This window comes from Providencia sneebia DSM 19967, from assembly GCF_000314895.2.
In the GTDB taxonomy this organism is placed as follows: Bacteria; Pseudomonadota; Gammaproteobacteria; order Enterobacterales; family Enterobacteriaceae; genus Providencia; species Providencia sneebia.
Genome location: NZ_CM001773.1, coordinates 2,345,954 through 2,366,612, shown reverse-complemented (window position 1 = coordinate 2,366,612; position 20,659 = coordinate 2,345,954). Strand labels below are relative to the sequence as shown.

17 protein-coding genes are annotated in these 20,659 nt (G+C 37.2%); 10 read left to right on the top strand and 7 right to left on the bottom strand.

The window, feature by feature from the left end; all coding sequences use genetic code 11:
• Positions 1–17: 17 nt before the first annotated feature.
• The 3 genes from adhE to cuyB form a co-directional block, all read right to left on the bottom strand.
• The gene (gene adhE, locus OO7_RS09755) at positions 18–2,681 is read right to left on the bottom strand and encodes a bifunctional acetaldehyde-CoA/alcohol dehydrogenase (protein ID WP_008915785.1); all 2,664 of its coding nucleotides are present in this window, start codon (positions 2,679–2,681) and stop codon (positions 18–20) included.
• Between the two features lie 780 nt (positions 2,682–3,461).
• Positions 3,462–4,763, bottom strand: a complete 1,302-nt coding sequence (locus OO7_RS09750) for an anaerobic C4-dicarboxylate transporter (protein ID WP_008915784.1) — start codon at positions 4,761–4,763, stop codon at positions 3,462–3,464.
• A gap of 81 nt (positions 4,764–4,844) precedes the next feature.
• Complete coding sequence (gene cuyB / locus OO7_RS09745) at positions 4,845–5,573, bottom strand: cysteate racemase (protein WP_008915783.1); 729 nt, start codon at positions 5,571–5,573, stop codon at positions 4,845–4,847.
• A 458-nt stretch (positions 5,574–6,031) separates the two neighbouring features.
• Here cuyB and hypT point away from each other — a divergent pair, with 458 nt between their 5' ends.
• The 6 genes from hypT to oppF all read left to right on the top strand — a co-directional run bounded on the left by hypT (position 6,032) and on the right by oppF (position 13,395).
• Positions 6,032–6,940 (top strand): hypochlorite stress DNA-binding transcriptional regulator HypT, encoded by a 909-nt coding sequence (gene hypT / locus OO7_RS09740; RefSeq protein ID WP_008915782.1) that lies wholly within the window; start codon positions 6,032–6,034, stop codon positions 6,938–6,940.
• A 744-nt stretch (positions 6,941–7,684) separates the two neighbouring features.
• Positions 7,685–9,325 (top strand): oligopeptide ABC transporter substrate-binding protein OppA, encoded by a 1,641-nt coding sequence (gene oppA, locus OO7_RS09735; protein WP_008915781.1) that lies wholly within the window; start codon positions 7,685–7,687, stop codon positions 9,323–9,325.
• Positions 9,326–9,551: 226 nt separating this feature from the next.
• A complete protein-coding gene (gene oppB / locus OO7_RS09730; RefSeq protein WP_008915780.1) occupies positions 9,552–10,472 on the top strand; it encodes an oligopeptide ABC transporter permease OppB in 921 nt (306 codons plus the stop codon).
• Positions 10,473–10,487: 15 nt separating this feature from the next.
• On the top strand, positions 10,488–11,396 hold the full coding sequence (gene oppC, locus OO7_RS09725) for an oligopeptide ABC transporter permease OppC (protein WP_008915779.1): 909 nt from the start codon (positions 10,488–10,490) through the stop codon (positions 11,394–11,396).
• 11 nt (positions 11,397–11,407) lie between these two features.
• Positions 11,408–12,397 carry an ABC transporter ATP-binding protein gene (oppD, locus tag OO7_RS09720; RefSeq protein ID WP_008915778.1) on the top strand — a complete coding sequence of 330 codons (990 nt, stop codon included), beginning with the start codon at positions 11,408–11,410 and terminating at the stop codon, positions 12,395–12,397.
• On the top strand, positions 12,394–13,395 hold the full coding sequence (gene oppF, locus OO7_RS09715; RefSeq protein WP_008915777.1) for a murein tripeptide/oligopeptide ABC transporter ATP binding protein OppF: 1,002 nt from the start codon (positions 12,394–12,396) through the stop codon (positions 13,393–13,395). Before oppD ends, oppF begins: the two co-directional genes overlap by 4 nt.
• Before the next feature lie 108 nt (positions 13,396–13,503).
• On the opposite strand, the gene OO7_RS09710 is transcribed toward oppF, so the two are convergent.
• Positions 13,504–13,836, bottom strand: coding sequence for an HI1450 family dsDNA-mimic protein (locus OO7_RS09710; RefSeq protein ID WP_008915776.1), 333 nt, complete (start codon positions 13,834–13,836; stop codon positions 13,504–13,506).
• 187 nt (positions 13,837–14,023) lie between these two features.
• Positions 14,024–15,484: a cardiolipin synthase gene (gene cls, locus OO7_RS09705; RefSeq protein WP_008915775.1), complete on the bottom strand. Its 1,461-nt coding sequence runs from the start codon at positions 15,482–15,484 to the stop codon at positions 14,024–14,026.
• A 441-nt stretch (positions 15,485–15,925) separates the two neighbouring features.
• Between cls and OO7_RS16500 the strand changes: the two genes are divergently transcribed.
• Positions 15,926–16,108: a YciY family protein gene (locus OO7_RS16500; RefSeq protein ID WP_071524179.1), complete on the top strand. Its 183-nt coding sequence runs from the start codon at positions 15,926–15,928 to the stop codon at positions 16,106–16,108.
• A gap of 116 nt (positions 16,109–16,224) precedes the next feature.
• Positions 16,225–16,965 carry a TonB family protein gene (locus OO7_RS09700; RefSeq protein ID WP_008915774.1) on the top strand — a complete coding sequence of 247 codons (741 nt, stop codon included), beginning with the start codon at positions 16,225–16,227 and terminating at the stop codon, positions 16,963–16,965.
• 78 nt (positions 16,966–17,043) lie between these two features.
• On the opposite strand, the gene yciA is transcribed toward OO7_RS09700, so the two are convergent.
• Complete coding sequence (gene yciA / locus OO7_RS09695; protein WP_008915773.1) at positions 17,044–17,463, bottom strand: acyl-CoA thioester hydrolase YciA; 420 nt, start codon at positions 17,461–17,463, stop codon at positions 17,044–17,046.
• Positions 17,464–17,771: 308 nt separating this feature from the next.
• Here yciA and OO7_RS09690 point away from each other — a divergent pair, with 308 nt between their 5' ends.
• Positions 17,772–17,966, top strand: a complete 195-nt coding sequence (locus tag OO7_RS09690; RefSeq protein ID WP_008915772.1) for a YqaE/Pmp3 family membrane protein — start codon at positions 17,772–17,774, stop codon at positions 17,964–17,966.
• Between the two features lie 155 nt (positions 17,967–18,121).
• Here the strand turns inward: OO7_RS09690 and OO7_RS09685 are convergent, their stop codons facing one another.
• A complete protein-coding gene (locus OO7_RS09685; RefSeq protein ID WP_008915771.1) occupies positions 18,122–18,685 on the bottom strand; it encodes a septation protein A in 564 nt (187 codons plus the stop codon).
• A 220-nt stretch (positions 18,686–18,905) separates the two neighbouring features.
• Here OO7_RS09685 and OO7_RS09680 point away from each other — a divergent pair, with 220 nt between their 5' ends.
• On the top strand, positions 18,906–20,621 hold the full coding sequence (locus OO7_RS09680) for a SulP family inorganic anion transporter (protein ID WP_008915770.1): 1,716 nt from the start codon (positions 18,906–18,908) through the stop codon (positions 20,619–20,621).
• Positions 20,622–20,659 lie beyond the last annotated feature (38 nt).

The window sequence follows — 20,659 nt, the reverse complement described above, 5'->3', positions numbered from 1 at the left end:
CATTAAGTATTAACTAATTATTTTTTAGCGATCTTTTTCTTTTCTGTGGTAGGTGCTTCTACTGTGATAGCTTCTTCTGAATATTCACGGCCATAATAAGAATCAAGTAACAGTTGTTTTAATTCAGAAATTAATGGGTAACGTGGGTTTGCTCCAGTACATTGGTCATCAAACGCATCTTCAGAAAGCTTATCAACACGAGCTAAGAAATCAGCTTCCGGCACACCCGTTTCACGAATTGATTTTGGAATACCTAAATCCGCTTTAATTTCATCAAGCCAAGTTAACAGTTTTTCAATTTTAGTATCAGTGCGATCAGTGGCTTTAGTTAGACCTAAATGATCGGCGACTTCCGCATAACGGCGACGAGCTTGTGGGCGATCATACTGGCTAAATGCAGTTTGTTTAGTTGGGTTGTCAGTTGCATTGTAACGGATAACATTACAAATGAGCAGGGCATTTGCCAAACCATGCGGAATGTGGAATTCCGAACCCAGTTTATGCGCCATTGAGTGACATACACCCAAGAAGGCGTTTGCAAAAGCGATACCAGCAATTGTTGCTGCATTATGCACGCGTTCTCTTGCAACAGGGTTTTTTGCACCTTCATGATAGCTAGCGGGTAGGTAATCTTTAAGCAAGCTTAGCGCTTGTAAAGCTTGTCCATCCGAATATTCGTTAGCTAAAACGGAGACATATGCTTCTAAAGCATGAGTCACTGCATCTAAGCCACCAAAAGCCGTTAATGATTTTGGCATATTCATTACAAGGTTTGCATCAACGATAGCCATATTTGGTGTTAATGCATAATCTGCCAGAGGATATTTTTGACCTGTTTGATCATCTGTTACCACCGCAAATGGTGTGACTTCCGAACCAGTACCTGAAGTTGTTGTAATCGCAACCATTTTTGCTTTTACACCCATTTTAGGGAAGCGGTGAATACGTTTACGGATATCCATAAAGCGTAAAGCCAGTTCTTCAAAATGCGTTTCTGGGTGCTCATACATAACCCACATAATTTTCGCAGCATCCATTGGGGAGCCACCACCTAATGCAATAATGACATCAGGTTTGAACGCGTTCATTTGAGCGGCACCTTTACGCACAACAGATAAGGTAGGATCTGCTTCAACTTCAAAGAATACATCTGTTTCAATGTTATGTTTTTTCAAAACACTGACGACATCGTCAACATAGCCATTATTAAATAAATAACCATCAGTGACGATAAATGCGCGTTTTGCACCATCAGTTGCTATTTCTTCCAGAGCGATTGGCAAGCAACCACGGCGGAAATAGATTGAGTTAGGAAGTTTATGCCATAACATATTTTCAGCTCTTTTCGCCACAGTTTTAGTGTTGATCAGGTGTTTTGGTCCAACGTTCTCTGAAATTGAGTTACCACCCCAAGAACCACAACCAAGGGTTAATGAAGGAGAGAGTTTAAAGTTGTATAAATCACCAATCCCACCTTGTGATGCAGGCGTGTTAATCAAGATACGCGCTGTTTTCATCTTCTCGCCGAAGTATTTAATGCGTTCACCTTGATTATCTTGATCTGTATATAGACAAGATGTATGTCCGATACCACCTAATTCGACAAGTAATTCTGCTTTTTCAACTGCATCTTCAAAGTTTTTAGCGCGGTACATTGCAAGTAGTGGTGACAGTTTTTCATGAGCAAACGGCTCTGAATCATCAATGTTTTTAACTTCACCAATCAGGATTTTTGTTGATTCAGGAACAGTAATGCCAGCCATTTCAGCAATTTTATAAGCAGGTTGACCAACAATCGCAGCATTAAGATTGCCGTTCTTCAAAATAATGTCTTGAACAGCTTTTAACTCTTTGCCTTGTAGGAGATAGCCGCCATGGCTTGCAAAACGATCACGGACTTGGTTATAAATTTCATCAACAACAACAACGGATTGCTCAGATGCACAAATAACCCCGTTATCAAATGTTTTTGACATTAATATAGAAGCTACTGCACGTTTAATATCGGCGGTTTCATCAATAACAACTGGCGTATTACCTGCACCAACACCAATCGCAGGCTTACCTGAGCTGTATGCTGCTTTAACCATACCAGGACCGCCGGTGGCTAAAATCAGATTGATATCATCGTGGTGCATTAATGCGTTAGATAACTCGACAGAAGGTGCATCAATCCAGCCAATAATGTCTTTTGGTGCCCCAGCTTTAACCGCTGCATTCAAAACGATTTCTGCGGCTTTATTTGTCGCATCTTTAGCGCGTGGGTGAGGAGAGAAAATAATTGCGTTACGTGTTTTTAAACTGATTAATGATTTAAAAATCGCAGTGGAAGTTGGGTTAGTTGTCGGAACAATACCACAAATGATACCAATTGGCTCTGCAATGGTCATTGTGCCAAAAGCGGGATCTTCAGAAAGCACACCACAAGTTTTTTCATCTTTATAGGCATTATAAATATACTCAGAAGCAAAATGGTTTTTAATCACTTTATCTTCAACAATACCCATACCAGATTCTTCAACTGCAAGTTTAGCTAAAGGAATACGCGCATCGGCAGCAGCAAGAGCAGCAGCACGGAAAATGCGGTCAACCTTTTCTTGAGAGAAGTTAGCGAATTCACGCTGAGCTTTTTTGACACGAGCAACGAGGTCATTGAGTTCGGTAACATTAGTTACTGACATAGAGATTACTCCTGATAAATGTTAAACTTTTTAAGCCAATGAGCAGTGCATGCAAAATGAATAACGATTGATAAAAAACATAAAAGTTTATTATAGATTATATTTTTTATTATACTTTTGTTATTTACTCGCTAATTGGCTTAAAAAGCTTTTAAATCAATAATAAAAACCACACTTTTTGTAAATCAACTCAACTTATCAGTTGCATACAGATTAACATTATTTACGTGAATTAATGTGATCTAAATCATAAAAACTCAAAGCTGACTCCATTCAGCATGTCTATTTTAGTTTCGCGTTGTTATCAATACATTTTTACATTGATAATAAGATAGTTGATTTATTGGCTCTTAATCCTTTTTGATCTTAACGATTAATTTATTAATCAATATATACTTTATAAATCAATTGGTTGTTATGTATTTGCGTTTATTCCTAGCGCAATGTCATTTCTGTTTTTCTTCCTATATATTGTTTATAAGGTAAGGTTAATTGAATGTTATCAATATCTATGAGTTTAATTAGTATATTGAGTGACTAAATATGGAAATTTGTTAATGGCGTTCTTAAAACAAATTTGTCGAAACATGAAAGTGACTGTAATGCAAAGTTATACACTAATATTTCTGCATATTTAATTATGCTTAAAGTTAAGTATTTCAACTAATGGGTTATTGTATTAATAACTAGAAGCTTTGTGGCTTTACTAAAATGCAACAGCCTCTTGATCAATACGTATAATCAAGAGGCATATTATTGCTTTAAATAATTATTGGCATCTTAAACAATCAAAGGTGCGATAATAAATCCAAAGGCGACCCCAGCGATAATACCGCCTAATCCTGGTAGCATAAATGGATGATTAAGAATGTATTTTCCTACTCGTGTAGAGCCTGTTGAGTCAAACTCGATGGCCGCTAACGAGGTTGGATAGGTTGGTAGAACAAATACCCCGGTGACGGCGACAAATGAGGCCAAAATTGCCCATGTTGGTACATCTAATGCGATAGCGAGTGGAATAATTAATGGTGTTGTTGCTCCTTGCGAATAAAGCAGTGCACAGGTACAAAACAGAACTAAAGACAGCAAAATCGGATAGGCTGATAAAACGCCTCCAGCGATATCTTTTATTTGGTCCATATGTGCATCAACAAAAGTGGTACCTAATGTCACAATACCGAGAATAACCGCAAGGGAACTCATACCTGAACTGAAAGTTGGTGCGAGAACAATAGAATTTGGTGATGTTTTACAGAATACAACCATTAAACATGCTGCGCTTAACATACAAATGATAATGATATCACGTGTTCCCATTGTTTTACCGATATCAAAACCTGGGCGTAATTGTGGGAACGCGGCGAGTATGACAATCGCTATAGTGGCGATGATGAACAGGACAACTGAAAATTTCTCTCTTGGTGTGCTTTCTCCTTTTTTATCTTCATATTTACTGACCAGGCCTTGTTGCAAGCGCTCTAAATAAACGTCATCATCTTCAAGTTCACAGCCTTGGCGTGATGCAATAAAGGCAGCAACCATTGCTGCAACAAATGATGCAGGTAAACAAACGGCCATAACAACCAGAAAAGTGACGCCATTTGCTTCCATGATGGTCAACATGGCCGCCATCGCAGCACTAATTGGCGACCCTGATATCGCAATTTGCGAAGCCACAACTGAACCTGCTAATGGTCGTGATGGGCGGATCCCTGAATCTTTTGCAATCTCAGCAATGACAGGTAGCATAGAAAACACAATGAAACCTGTACCTGCCATGATAGTCATAACCCAAGTTGTTATGGGCGCTATAATATTCAGGTATTTAGGATTTTTACGCATAAATTTACTGGCCATACGGACTAAATAATCCATACCACCTGCGGCTTGTAGTGCGGAAGCGGCAACGACGACAGTCATAATAATTAAAATAACATCGACGGGTGGGGAACCTATTGGTAAACCAAATCCAATTGTTAATATAGCGAGTCCTAATCCACCGCATAAGCCAATACCAATTCCGCCCATGCGAATACCGAAGAAAATTGCACCTAATACGACAATGATCTCTAGCCAAACCATAGTAGTCTCCAATAGACAATATATTATCATTAGTAATAGTGAATAGTTAAATTTGTTAATTAATATAATTCTTAGATTTCTTTATCCGTTTTTGTTTATTATTAAATTTTGTTTATCCATTCTATTTTCATACCAATGGATACTTGCTCTCACTAATGAGCTAGTTGAGTCGATATATTTATCGGGATATTCTCTTGTTTCATTTTCAAGAATGACTGGCACTTCTGTGCAACCTAAAACAATAACCTCAGCCCCTTTTTGAAATAATAAATTAGCTTGCTCTTTCATGATCCTTTCAGCCATTTTTTTATTTCCTGATTTTAATAAATAGATACTTTTCATTACTTGTTCTTGGCTAGCTTTATCTGGAGTAATGCAATTAAGATGCTTGCTTTCTATATTTTTTTGATACAAACCCATGGACATGGTGGCATTTGTTGCAAGTAGACCTATATTCTTTTTCTTGGTAGCGAGAACTTCGTTCATTGTTGTTTCAACAATATTGAGTATATCGACATGACAAGCTTCTTTAAGTTCGTTAAACCAAAAATGTGCTGTATTGCAGGGGATTACAATACATTCTGCACCAGCATTCTCCAGCTTTTTTAAATAATCTGTCATTAATGGCAGTGGGGATTTGCCATGGTTTAACAGAGCTTCCGTCCTATCTGGAATGTCAGGGATGGATGATATGATTAACGGAATATGCTCTTGATCTTTATTTGCGACGGTATAAGTTACAAACTTATTAAATAAATCGACAGTTGCAGCTGGGCCCATTCCACCGAGTACACCAATTAAACCTTTCATCATTATGTTTCCTATTTTTGTGATCTTGTTACCCTAATTTATTTGGATTAAGGAAAATAAAATGCATCGTTATTTAAGATGGAAGTTAATATTTAATTTATTAACTTTTTTAAACTGAATTAATTTATAAATAATATTTATCAGGGGTTATCTAGAAAGAGAAATGCAAGTAAGTATGGTATGATGCAAGACATGCATTAGAAATATGATTCTAAAATTAAATTTTTTATTCAATTTTTAGGGGAGGGCAGTGTAGGATAGGCTTTGCGGTGATATTTAAAATAAATAGGTTTGGATTTTGATTTTTATTAATGTTTTAAACGTTAACCTTATGCATAATACAAATAATGAATCTACAATGTTCTCTTTATAATTTAACTAACAATTAACGTTAAATATCAATAAAAATATCTTTACTATTTTATATTTAACCGCGAGTCCACTTAAGGCTTAATAACATGAAAAATATAGAAACAAAGTGGCTATATGACTTTTTAACACTGGAATCTTGTCGGCATTTTTCCCATGCTGCGGAACAAAGAAATATTTCTCAACCTGCATTTAGCCGTCGGATTAAAGCATTAGAAGAAGCAATTGGGGTAGAATTATTTGATAGAACAACGTCACCATTACAACTGTCTGAAGAAGGGAAAATTTTTCACTCCCAAGCACGCAGCCTTTTACAACAACTAGAATGTAATTTGAATGAATTATCTGGCCATAATGTTTTGAGTTTGCCTAATATTAAAATTGCAGCCGCGCATTCATTATCACTTACATTATTGCCGAAATTGGTGCACGCATTATCCGGTTATGGTGAAGAGTTTGTTTACCATGTAGAAGCGATTGATGTTGTTCAAGTAGTTAACACCTTAAGGGAAGGTAAAAGTGATTTTATTATTTCATTTTATGATGAGGATTTAATGCAATCACCATTTTCTTCTTTGAATGTGTTTGAGTCAGAATTGTACCCAATATGCGCCGCGGATGAATTTGGCAAACCACTATTCGATATTTATCAACCACAAGTGCCTTTATTAAACTACACAAGTGCATCTTATATGGGCAGGTTAGTTAATCGTCGTTTAAGTGAATTTGGTGCAATTAGTTCAAAAACACTCTTTATGTCATCAATGAGTGAACTTCTTAAAAACATGGTATTGGATGGACATGGTATTGCGTGGTTACCTATCTATTCTGTTGAGAATGAATTAAGAGAAAAAAACTTAGTTTGCCTTGATACGCCAGAGTTAACGATCCCAATACAAGCTTATATTTATCGTATGGATACCCGATTAAACAAAACCGCAGAGGACTTTTGGCGAATATTAAAGAAAAATATCCCCGATGATTTAAAACATTTATAGAGGGAAATGTGGTATTTGGCAGGGATAATATTTAACCACTATTGAGATATTTGTTAATATTTTGTTCAGTCTCATCATCACCAATACGTTAACTTAACCATAACGTAATCATCAAGATAACGATTTATTGTAATGTAGTCGCCATTATCAGTGGTGACTACGGCTCATTTCGGCCTAATACGGTTTACTCAAACGCTTAATCAACTTATTTAATGCATAACATTTTATGGTGGTTGTCATGTGTGATGGCAATAGTAATATGTTGCTTTTTTAGCTAAACAAGGATGAAAAAATATAAAACTGTGAGCTGAATAAGTTTTTGTACTATTTAATTTGCGAAGTGTTAATAATATGTTTAATTTGGTTACCATCTTGTTATTTGCACTATAAGAGATTTTTTGTTACCCATTCGTGATATTTATATTTTTAGGAGAAAAGGGGCATTTTAGCGCAAAATATAGACTAATTTCATCAACATGGCATTTTGCAAAGAATATAACATGATGTTTTTTGAATCTGTGTAGGAACGAAAAAAGTTAACTGACTTCACTTGTTGAAGTTAAAGATAAATCCCTTCTTGATTATATGGATATTAAACGGTTATATATAAGTCAAACTAATAAATAGTGATTAAATAATTAATATAATAGTGACCTTTATTTTAGTTAGGCAACGCTTTTTGAAAACAAACAACACAACTATTTATTCACAACAATGTATTAAGGTGTGGGAGTAATGAATAAGATGAGTCAACATATCCGTAAAACTATGGTTTCTTTAAGTGTCGTGACTGCCCTGATGAGTGCAGGAATGGCATCTAGTCTAGCTGCAACTGTACCGGCAGGTGTTGAGCTTGCAGAAAAACAAACTTTGGTTCGTAATAATGGTTCAGAGCCACAATCACTTGATCCACATAAAATTGAAGGTGTTCCTGAATCAGCGCTTGCACGTGACCTTTATGAAGGACTGACCATTACAGGCCCTGAAGGAGAGCTGTTACCTGGCGCTGCGGTCAGTTGGGAAAATAAAGATTTTAAAGAGTGGACTTTCAAAATTCGTGAAGATGCAAAATGGTCAAATGGTGACCCTGTCACGGCTCATGATTTTGTATATAGCTTCCAACGTTTAGTTGACCCTGATACAGCATCACCTTATGCAAGTTATTTGCAAAATGCGCATATTAAAAATGCAGATGACATTATTATTGGTAAGAAAAAAACACAAGAGTTAGGGGTTAAAGCGTTAGATGATCATACTTTAGTGCTTGAGCTAACAGAGGCGGTTCCTTATATTCCTCAACTCTTATTGCATTCATCAATGTCACCAGTAAATAAAAAAACAATTGAAAAATATGGTGCTAAGTGGACACAGCCGCAAAACTTTGTTGGTAATGGTGCCTATAAACTAAAAGATTGGACAGTTAACGAACGAATTGTTCTTGAGCGTAGCCCAACATACTGGGATAACAAAAATACCGTTATTGACCAAGTTACATTCCTACCTATTTCGTCTGAAGTCACTGATGTAAACCGCTACCGTAGTGGTGAAATAGATATGACTTATAGTAATTTACCGATTGAGCAGTTCAAGACATTAGAAAAAAACATGCCAGATGAATTGCGTGTTAATCCTTATCTGTGCACTTATTACTATGAAATTAATAATGAAAAACCGCCATTTAATGATCCTCGTGTTAGAGAAGCGTTGAAATTATCAATGGATAGAGATGTTGTGACTTATAAAGTGAAAGCTCAAGGTGATATTCCCGCTTTCGGTTTTACCCCTCCATTTACCAACGGTATGAAAGCAGAAAAACCTGATTGGTATGGCAATATGACTCAAGAGCAGCGTAATGAAAAAGCAAAACAGCTACTTGAAGAGGCCGGTTATAATAAATCTAATCCGCTAAAATTTAATCTGTTATATAACACCTCTGATTTACATAAACGAATTGCGATTGCTGCCTCTTCTATTTGGAAGAAAAATATTGGTGCAGAAATTAAATTAGAAAACCAAGAGTGGAAAACATTCTTAGATAGTCGCCATCAAGGAACCTATGATGTTGCGCGTGCAGCTTGGTGCGCTGATTATAATGAACCATCTGCTTTCCTTAATATGTTAATTTCCAATAGCAGTAATAATACTGTGCATTATAAAAATAAAGAGTTTGATGCTCTGATGAAGCAAACATTAAGAGTTGAAACTGATGAAGACCGCGCTAATCTTTATAACCAAGCAGAAAAGCAATTGGATAAAGATTCTGCGATAGTTCCACTTTACTACTATGTCAATACACGTCTAGTGAAGCCTTATGTTGGTGGATATACCGGTAAGGATCCATTAGATTATGTGCATACCAAAGATCTCTATATTAAAAAGCATTAATAAATAGGGCACCTTTTTAAAATATTAGGGTGCTGATGCAATCTACTGATGAAAGTCAGTAGATTGCAAATAACATAATAGAGAGAAAGGTCAGTCTACTGATTTTTGCCTGATAAGATGATTTGAAAATCTATTTTTCATCTCACAGCAATCATTGCTCTGCTTTTCAGAGCAGGCTAATCATATGATTATTGATCAGACTCAGTGACAGAAGTAGGAAAGAGCAATGTTTAAATTTATTATTCGTCGTTTACTTGAAGCAATTCCGACACTTTTTATTCTTATCACTATCTCTTTTTTCATGATGCGCCTTGCGCCGGGTAGTCCATTTACCGGAGAGCGTAAACTTCCTCCTGAAGTTATGGCTAATATTGAAGCTAAATACCATTTAAATGACCCAATGTATAAACAATACTTTAGTTATTTGGTGCAGTTATCTAAAGGTGATTTTGGCCCGTCATTTAAATATAAAGATTACAGTGTTAATGAATTAGTCGCGAAAGCATTTCCAGTCTCAGAGAAATTAGGCGCAACAGCTTTTATCATCGCGGTAATTTTTGGTGTGTCTGCCGGAATTATTGCTGCACTTAATCAAAATACGAAATGGGATTTTACTGTGATGGGATTTGCCATGACGGGGGTGGTTATTCCAAGCTTTGTTGTTGCCCCATTATTGGTGCTGATTTTTGCTATTTATTTAAAATGGCTTCCTGGCGGAGGATGGGATGGCGGTAATCTTAAACATATGATTTTGCCAATGGTGGCCTTGTCTCTTGCCTATATTGCCAGCATTTCACGTATTACGCGTGGTTCAATGATTGAGATTATGCATTCAAACTTTATTCGTACAGCGCGTGCCAAAGGTTTGCCATTGCGTACAATTGTGCTCAAACACGCCTTAAAACCAGCGTTGCTTCCGGTTATTTCTTATATGGGACCTGCCTTTGTCGGTATTATTACAGGCTCTATGGTGATTGAAACTATTTTTGGCTTGCCGGGGATTGGCCAATTATTTGTTAACGGGGCACTTAACCGAGATTATTCATTAGTTCTAAGTTTAACGATTTTAGTTGGTGTTTTGACCATTGCCTTTAACGCAATTGTTGATGTGCTATATGCGGTTATTGATCCTAAAATTCGCTACTAATCTGGAGGATGCACTATGTTATTAAATAAAAAAAATAGTGAAGCTCTAGAAAAACTTTCAGAGCAATTAGATATTGAAGGGCGTAGTTTATGGCAGGATGCAAGACGGCGTTTTATTCATAACCGCGCCGCTATTTTTAGCTTGTGTATGTTATTTTTGATTACTTTATTTGTTATTTTTGCCCCCATGCTATCCCCATTTTTATATGATGATACAGACTGGGAAATGATGTCTATGCCGCCAGATATGGAAAGTGGCCACTATTTTGGCACTGACGCATCCGGTCGTGATTTATTAGTAAGGGTTGCTATTGGTGGGCGTATTTCATTAATGGTTGGTGTTGCCGCTGCAATTGTTGCTGTGATTGTTGGAACATTATACGGATCACTTGCAGGTTATGTTGGCGGTAAAGTTGACTCCATCATGATGCGATTGCTGGAAATATTAAACTCCTTTCCTTTTATGTTTTTCGTTATTTTGCTTGTGACATTGTTTGGGACAAATATTCTCCTTATTTTTGTTGCTATCGGTATGGTTTCTTGGCTGGATATGGCGCGTATTGTTCGCGGACAAACATTGGGTTTAAAACGCAAAGAGTTTATTGAAGCTGCTTTAGTTTGTGGGGTAAGCACTCGTCATATTATCTTGCGTCACATTGTCCCTAATGTACTTGGTGTTGTGGTTGTTTACGCTTCTTTATTAGTGCCAAGTATGATCTTATTTGAATCATTTCTGAGCTTTCTTGGTTTGGGAACGCAGGAACCATTAAGTAGTTGGGGGGCTTTACTGAGTGATGGTGCAAACTCAATGGAAGTTACGCCCTGGTTATTATTAATTCCGGCGGCTTTTTTAGTTGTGACACTTTTTTGTTTTAACTTTATCGGCGATGGTTTGCGTGATGCCCTCGACCCGAAAGATCGCTAGAGGGAAATATTATGTCAGAAATTAAATCATCAACCCCTCTGTTAAGTGTAAAAGATCTGAATGTCACATTTTCGACTCCAGATGGTGATGTTACCGCTGTAAATAAATTAAATTTTGATTTACGTGCAGGGGAAACATTAGGAATAGTGGGTGAGTCGGGTTCAGGTAAATCGCAAACTGCATTTGCATTAATGGGGTTATTAGCCCGTAACGGCCACATCGGTGGTTCAGCAATATTTAATGGCCGCGAGATCCTTAATCTCAAAGAAAAAGCATTGAACCGTATGCGTGCAGAAGAAATCTCAATTATCTTCCAAGACCCAATGACGTCACTGAATCCCTATTTAAAAATTGGAACACAGCTATCTGAAGTATTGATGCTTCATAAAGGGATGAGCAAACATGAGGCTTTTGAAGAATCTGTACGCATGCTAGATGCAGTTAAAATGCCTGAATCTCGAAAGCGTATGAATATGTATCCACATGAATTTTCAGGTGGAATGCGCCAACGCGTCATGATTGCTATGGCATTATTATGCCAGCCTAAGTTATTGATTGCGGATGAACCGACCACAGCATTAGATGTAACGGTACAAGCGCAAATTATGACATTGCTTAATGAACTAAAAAGGGAGTTTGATACAGCGATCATTCTCATTACGCATGATTTAGGTGTGGTGGCTGGGGTTTGCGATAAAGTTTTGGTTATGTATGCAGGTCGTACTATGGAATATGGTACGGCGAGGGATATTTTTTATCAGCCATCTCATCCTTACTCATTAGGCCTACTCGCAGCTGTACCGCGTCTGGATAGCGATGATGCAAGTTTAGCGACTATAGCGGGAAATCCACCCAATTTATTGAGGTTACCAAAAGGATGCCCATTCTCGCCGCGCTGCCAGTATGCGAATACTCAATGTATTGAACAAGAGCCCGCATTGAGCACGTATGCTAATAGCCGTTTACGCGCTTGCTTTAAACCAGTGGAGGAGTTGGTATGACATTACATGAAAATAGACCTGTTCTGCTGGAAGTTAATGACTTAAAAGTGCATTTCTCCATCCGAGACAAGAAACAGTGGTTTTGGCAGCCGGATAAAAGCTTAAAAGCGGTAGATGGCGTCACACTGAGACTTTATGAAGGGGAAACTCTTGGTGTTGTCGGTGAATCAGGCTGCGGTAAATCAACATTTGCGCGCGCTATTATTGGGCTTGTTAAATCAACGGGTGGGACGGTCAGTTGGTTAGGGCAAAATTTGTTAGGGATGAATGAAAAGCAGTGGCGAGATGTTCGCAGCGATATCCAAATGATTTTCCAAGATCCATTGGCTTCTTTAAATCCAAGAATGACCATTGGCGATATTATTGCTGAGCCACTGAAAACATATTATCCAAAAATGCCTCAATTTGAAGTCACTGAAAAAGTGAAGAAGATCATGATGCGAGTGGGTTTATTACCCAACTTAATCAACCGTTATCCTCATGAATTTTCTGGTGGACAATGCCAACGGATTGGTATTGCGAGAGCGCTAATTTTAGAGCCAAAATTGGTTATTTGTGATGAGCCCGTTTCTGCTCTTGATGTGTCTATTCAAGCGCAGGTTGTGAATTTATTACAAGAATTACAGCGTGAAATGGGGTTGTCATTAATTTTTATCGCCCATGATTTAGCGGTGGTAAAACATATTTCAGATCGCGTATTAGTGATGTATTTAGGTCATGCTGTCGAATTAGGGACTTATGACGAAGTTTATAATAATCCATTGCACCCCTATACAAAGGCATTAATGTCAGCCGTACCTGTGCCTGATCCTGATAAGGAAAAGAATAAGGTTATTGAATTGCTTGAGGGAGAATTGCCTTCACCAATAAATCCACCGACGGGGTGTGTATTTAGAACACGTTGCCCATTAGCAGATGAAGGATGTGCAAAAACAAGACCATTGATGGAAGGGAGCTTTAAACATGCAGTATCTTGTCTGAAAGTCGACCCGTTATAAAATTTAATGGCATAAATGGTGAGCAATAAAAACTCACCATTTGCCTTTATAAATAAAACGATAAATCAAAATTACATTGAGCTTACTAGCTAAAAAATTATTGAAAGCTTAATGTTTCCAGAGAATATGCGAAAAAGGGAAGGTGGGATCACGACTAATTAAAATGCGCGCAAAAATATCATTAATTTCATCTTGTTCAGATTCGGCTAAACCAATAATCACTTCACTAAAATTTTCCAAAATAAAATCAGGTTGAATGACATCTTGCCAATGAGCGCTAAGAGGGACAGTTTCAGCAGCACCATTATCTTCAAACTGTAGCGCGAACAAAACTTGGTCAGCTGGTTCTAAATGAGTCATCGCATTTTCTAGAAATAAGTCATAGGCAATTTCAATGATTTCATCTTCATCGATAAGATTTACAGGGGATGTTTTGGTCATGACAATTCCTAGAATTTATTAATTTAGTGATGGAGAGTAATACGCAACCGGATATGCTGATGTCTTACCTTTAAGGATACCATTAAGTTTGATGAAAAAACGAATGCCAGACAAAGAAATAGGCTGATATTACTTAAATGAGTCATAAAATTATCACTAAAAGCTATCAGCCTAAATTTATCGTAACTTACAACAATGGGCTAAAGAAATAGCAAAGACGTTCAACAATACGATTCCAGAATGGCCTTTGCTCCCATTCATCAAGTTCTAGGCGAGTAGAACGCGCAATATAATCATATTGGACAATAGTGAGGTCACTACCAAAATTCTTATCGTCAATGACAACGGTAATTTCAAAGTTTAGCCATAAGCTACGCATATCTAAGTTAACAGAACCCACAAGACTCAATTCGCCATCAACTAAAACGCTTTTAGTATGTAATAGACCATCTTCAAATTGATAAATCTTCACACCCGCTTCAAGTAATTCAGTATAAAACGAACGACTTGCCCAACGGACTAGGAAAGAGTCGTTTTGCCGTGGCATGACAATGCTAACATCAACGCCACGCATAGCAGCGGTGCAGATAGCATGCAATAAATCATCACTCGGCACAAAGTAAGGCGTTGTCATTATTAACTGCTTGCGAGCTGAAAAAATTGCTGTCATCAATGATTGTTGAATTAACTCGTCAGGGAAACCCGGACCTGATGCAATCATTTGGGTAGTGTGACCATTTGCCTGCTCAAAAGGCATAATATTCGTATCTGGCGGCGGCGGTAAAATACGTTGCCCCGTTTCCATCTCCCAGTCAAAAGCATAAACAATACCAAGAGTGGTACTAACCGGTCCTTCCATACGAACAAAAATATCGACCCATTCACCAACGCCTGCATCTTGTTTGAAGTAGCGAGGATCGACCATGTTCATGCTGCCGGTGTAAGAAATATAATTATCAATTACAATTATTTTGCGATGTTGACGCAAATCCATGCGGCGCAAGAAAAAACGCATCAGGTTAACTTTAAGAGATTCAACAAATTGAATACCTGCCGCACGCATTTTCTCTGCATAATCTGTCCGGAAGAAATGCCAACTTCCTGCTGAATCCACCATTATTCTACATTTTACACCACGTTTTGCGGCATTCAGCAAGGCTTCCGTGACGCCATCAACCAAACCACCCGGTTGCCAGATATAGAAAACCATTTCAATAGTGTTTTGTGCATTATTAATATCGTTGACAATGGCTTTGAGTGATTCTTCACTCGTTGTCATTAATTGAATACGATTACCTTTAACGCCAGCGATTCCTTGTCTTTTTTCACAAAGTTGGAAAAGTGGCTCTGCAACGGCGCTGTTTGCTGAGGCAAAAATATGTTTAGAATGGCGTAAGTTTTCAAGCCAAGTTGCTACAGAAGGCCACATTTGCTGCGCTTTATCAACACGGCGTTTACCAAGGTGAAGTTCCCCGAAGGCGATATAAGCAATAATCCCGACCAATGGCAGAATATAAATAATTAATAACCATGTCATGGCAGAGGTTACTGGCCTACGTTTTACCAGAATTCGCACGGTAATTGCTGCAATTACTAACCAATAGAAGAAAAACAAAAACCAGCTCAATAGGGTATAAACTGTTGCCATAATGAATTGTATGCCTCATAACTAGACTAGCAGAGTGTAAAATAATCAAAAATAGAAGAGATTCTACAAATTAATATTCAACGCTAAAACATAATAGAATTTAGCAAAGTTTAGGATTAAAAGCCTCGATAGATATTATAGATTAATAATGAAAAGACAATGAATTCTACTAACGGAAGTTCATTATAGTTCAAATTGTTGCTATTACCATTGGACTGCATCATATATTGAATATTGTTCAGGTTAGTCTGTTTTTATTCTGTAATAGCCTTATAATTTATGCCGTTTTAATAATATATTTGGTAAAAATTATTTTCATTATTATCAAATTGGCGAGGAATTGGACTTTTTTACGGGATCATTCTTGGCACGGTTAGGTAAAGGTCTATAATCTTCGTCAAATGATAATTTGATTAAATTAAGTTTTTAAAAGGATAAAAGATGAAACGTAGTAGACATGAAGTGGGTCGTTGGCGGATGCTAAGACAATCTTTACGTCGACGTAGACGCTGGCTAGAAGGGCATTCGAGACGTAATATGCGTATTTACGCGTTAAGAAAAATAGACATATATAAAAGACGTCGCTCACTATTATTTACTCAATGGAATGAGTGGGTAAATTGAAGGTAAATCTGACTATTTTCACTTTGAACAACAAACGTTATTGAATATGATTGCTATTTGCATTTAAACTATCGGTCATATTCTTTAGTTTTATCGTTACAGGGTAGAAAATTCATATGCGTTGGATCCGTTGGCCTCTTATTATTATTTTCACATTAGCCATTCATGTAGGTCTTGCTATGGTGTGGATATTCAATCAGCCAAAAATGACCGCTGCACCTGAGCCGATGATGATAGCAATGGTTGCTTTTGAATCAGAGGAACCTGCTGTAGAGCCGGCAGCCGCAGAACCTGAGCCTCAAGTTGCTCCGGAGCCAGAGCCTGAACCCGAGCCTATCATTGAGCCTGAGCCTGTCGTTGAACCAGCCATTGTTTTGCCGCAAAAAAAGCCTGAAGTTAAGAAAAAACCAAAGCCGAAAAAAGAAGAGAAGCGTGAAATTAAAAAAGAGGCGAAACCAGTTGAAAAACAATTGGCAAAAAATGATCTGAAATCGCTGTCAGATATGAATAGCAGTGCGCATAGTTTAAATAAGAATGTTACATCAGCAAAAACAAATACGGGTGCGACTAATCAACAATCAAATCATCATCGTGGGCCAAAAGCGTTAAGTAAACAGCTTCCTTCTTATCCAGATCGCGCACGTCGTTTGGGTAAAGATGGTTATGTTAAAGTTCGCTATGATATTGATGATGATGGGCGAGTAACCAATATTGAATTTATTGAAACATCACCTAAAGGTCTGTTTGAAAGAGATGTTAAACGCGCAATGAATCGTTGGAAGTATGAAAAATTACCCGCCAAAGGTTACATAACTGAAATTTATTTCAGAATGGATGGCTCAGTTAGCCAAGCATAATTAAGCGTTCTATGTTGAATGCGAATGGCACTTCCCCATAATTTTAAAATGAATGGGGAAGTGCTAATTAAAAATGGATTATTCAGCCGTTCCTGCTAATTGGAAGTTTCGTTTTTCTTCGGGAAGTTCACGCGCTGTATTATCTTCATTAACGGCAACATAAGTAAAAACAGCGTCAGTTGCTCTATAACGATGACCAACCGGTTTAGTTGCAACTTTTTTAACCCAAACTTCAATATTAATGGTAATCGAGCTTTTCCCCGTTTTTATGCAGCGAGCATAACAGCAAACCACATCACCAACTGCAACGGGTTTTTGAAATTTAATACCGTTGACTGCAACTGTGACGACACGGCCTAAGGCAATTTCTTTTGCCAAGATAGCGCCACCAATATCCATTTGAGACATTAACCAACTACCAAAGATATCACCATTGGCATTTGTGTCGGCAGGCATGGCTAATGTACGTAAAACAAGTTCCCCATTTGGTAATTCCATATCAAACTCTTTGCTTAAAATGTTGTGACTTTATTATTGGGGCTAATCATAAACTACAAGTCTACTTTTAGTCACTATGAATCAGAAACTGGTGATTTTCTTGCTATAAAAATCACCAAATTAAAGTGCAAATTGCAGATAATTCATTGTTAAATTAGATAGACAGTAGCCATAATAATGCAAAGATATGATAAGAATTGTTTTTTGTATTTAATGATCTTGTTAGGCTAGCTATAATGAGTTTAAGTTATGTAATTCATTTTCGGCTTGTTGAGTTATTCATTATTCACTCAATTCTAGGAGGTGAAATGAGATTAATACTAGCATTACTCTTGCCATGGTTACAATTTTTCACTATCGGCCGCCCAATTTCAGGGATTATTTGCCTTATCTTGCAAATTACCTTAATTGGTTGGATCCCCGCTGCTATTTGGTCTGTATATGCATTATCACAGTATAATACAGATAAAAAGATACAAGAGTCGTTAGGAAGGCGCTCATAGATTATTCATGCTGGTAGGGTGGATTATCAAGCGTTTTTATTTGTCTCCTTTAACACTAATTCAATTAAAGGAGACAATTTTATAACTGTATGTTTAGGCTAGAACTGAATATGACGGCTTATTGATGGGAAATCAAAAGTAAGAATCTAATAGACTTATGATTTTTCATTTTTTTCTTCTGAGTGGATTTTAGCCATATTTTTGTAAATATAGACAATACTCAGGACAGTAAAAATCAAGGTTCCCGCAGTTAAACCAAATACTTTGAAATTCATCCAAGCATCTAATGATAACCAAAATGCAATATAGATATTAAGAAGGGCGCAAACAATAAAGAATATAGCCCATGCACTATTTAATTTAGCCCAATTGCTGTCTGGTAATTTAATTTCTTGGTTACTGCCTAACATTCTTTGAATGAGCGGTTTTTCAGTAAACCATTGGCTGATTAATAGTGCCAAGGCAAATGCTGCATAGATAATAGTCACTTTCCATTTAATAAAGTCAGCACTATGGAAAATCAGTGTCAAAGATGCAAAGATCATGACAACAACACAGGTAATTTTGGCAACTTTTTCAACTTTTTTATAAATAAGGTAAGTTGCGAGTAATGCTAATGGGGTTGTAATTAATAAAGCGCCACTTGCATAAAAAATATCATAACTTTTATAGACAATAAAAAAAATTACTAACGGGATAAAATCAATAAGTTGTTTCATAACAGTGAATACCAAAGCCTTACGTGATGATGGTGTATTTAAAGTACTATAACGTAAATTGTTAAAAATTTGCTCCTTTTTACCAATAAACATGATGCATTGCCAATCCTTTTTCATTATTTTACGAATATTTGATTTAGGTTATGGATAAGACTAGAAATATCAGATAACTATTCATCATAATAACTTAACTTACTAATTTTTAGAGAAATTTAGAACAATGATAAAGGCAAAATTGTTTGTCTGGATGCCGGGTTTAAAATCGTTATTGAATTATCGTTTCGCAGATTTAGGACCAGATATCAAAGCTGGACTTTCAGTGGCTGCCGTTGCATTGCCTGTTGCGATTGCTTACGCAGAGTTGATGGGAATTAATGCAATCATTGGGTTATATGCCTGTATTTTACCGATGGTTATCTATGCTTTATTTGGGACATCAAAACAATTAATTATTGGCCCTGATGCCGCAACTTGTGCGGTGATTGCTGCTGCTGTCAGTCCTTTAGCAATGGGGGATGATACCATTCGCTGGCAGTTGATTATGGTCATGAGCTTTATGACTGGGGTTTGGTGCTTAATTGCCGCGCGTTTTCGTTTGGGGACATTTGCTGATTTTTTATCTCGTCCTATTTTGCAAGGGTTATTAAACGGCGTTGCATTAACCATTATTTTAGGCCAACTAGGTAAAGTGTTTGGTATTGGATCTTTACCGTCTGGTTTTATTGAACTGCTAATCGCTTTTCCAAAAGCACTATTAGAGACTAACTTGCCTACGTTTATTATGTCGGCAATGACATTTATTATCATTATTGTGATTAAAAAATTTCGTCGTATGTGGCCGTCATTATTGATAGCAATGGTAATCGCCACCATGGTGAGTCTATTTTTTGATGTCGAAAAATATGGGATCCGCACAGTAGGTAATTTAGGCGATGGCTTACCTTTTGTGCCTATGCCACAATTTGACCCTGGGCTAATGCGGGATCTTATTATTCCATCATTGAACTTAGCGGTGATTAGCTTTGTTAGTTTTATGATGACTGCGCGAAGTTTTGCAAGTAAAAATGGCTATACCGTTGATGCAGACCAAGAGTTGCGCGCTTTAGGCTTGGCAAATATTGCCTCAGCGCTATCACAAGGTTTTGCTGTCAGCGCAGCAAGTAGCCGTACCGCGGTAAACGATATGATGGGGGGGAAAACCCAACTTGTTTCAATTGTTGCGGCATTGACGATTTTAGCTGTTTTACTTTTCTCAATTGATTTACTTGGTTATATTCCGATGCCAGCTTTAGGCACGGTGTTGATTGTGTCAACTTGGTCATTACTGAGCGTTCGCAATATATTTTCAATGCGTAAGCGTAATCGTGAAGCATTCACTTTATGTATTTTCACTTTATTTGCTGTTCTTGTCTCAGGTTTGATAAATGGTGTTGGTTTAGCGGTTTTACTCGGATTGCTTCAATTTATTCGTATTATTTTTAGGCCTACAGATCAGCTTTTAGGTGTCGATGAGCAAGGAATGTTACATTCGATAGCCAAAGATAATGATATTGAACCTGTTGAAGGGATGTTAATTTATCGTTTTAACTCACCATTAACTTATTTTAATGTGAATTACTTTAAAGAGCGTTTAAATAAACATCTTGATAATCAACCTAAACGACCTGCTTGGGTTATTGTTGATGCAGCGGTCAGTTTCACCCATAACGATGTAAGTGTTTTTTCAGCCCTAAATGATATTGTGACTTCTCTAAAAGCTAAAGGGGTAACATTAGTCCTTGCTGGAAGAAGAACATCAATAAATCGTTGGCTTGAGCAAAATAAAATTAATCGTTCAGATGAAGATTTGCTTGTTGTTCCAGATATTTATTTTGCCATTCGTTTGATACAAAGTAAGCAACAAATTAATCTGAAATCGGATGAGGATAGTGAATAGATATCTTATTAGATAAGTATCTTTATGAGATGAATAAT